General features: G+C 46.6%; 1 protein-coding gene. It reads right to left on the bottom strand.

Annotated features, from left to right (window positions below):
* A partial coding sequence (locus NE664_14395) for a hypothetical protein (protein MCQ4727824.1) occupies positions 1-379 on the bottom strand: 379 nt, incomplete at its 3' end.
* Between the last annotated feature and the right edge of the window lie 48 nt (positions 380-427).

Below are 427 nucleotides of genomic sequence, written 5' to 3'. Positions count from 1 at the left end.
CTGCCTCAGCGAACGTATTCTCAATCTGCCTCATCATCGCTTCTATTCCACTGCGAAGTCGATTTAAATATTCTCCGTCAGGCACATCCGCCTCCGGGCACCCCCTTATTTTCCACATATTCCACCGGTCATACAGAGTTTGAAGCCTTTCCCCAAATTCGTCCGCCAGCCTTTCGTAGTCTGCCTCCTCCATCTTCCCTCCTTTCCAGTTTGGGCATACCAAAGCTTCCAGTTTCTCATCGCTGATAATAAAGCCGCATATAAACCCACTTCTTTGCACGGTGCAGCCATAACGGTAGCGTCCACTCAGCCTTCCTTCTGTTTCCTCTTTTTTATTCAGATCAATATTGTGGCAGTTCCTACACGATTGTTTTTTCATTTGGTCCTCCTTCTTTCGTTATACGGCCGTAATGTACGTATAACGAAA

Origin of the sequence: Anaerotignum faecicola (genome assembly GCA_024460105.1) — a bacterium.
Classification (GTDB): Bacteria; Bacillota; Clostridia; order Lachnospirales; family Anaerotignaceae; genus JANFXS01.
The sequence above is the reverse complement of the archived record's forward strand: the minus strand, read 5'-3'. Positions and strand labels throughout refer to the sequence as shown.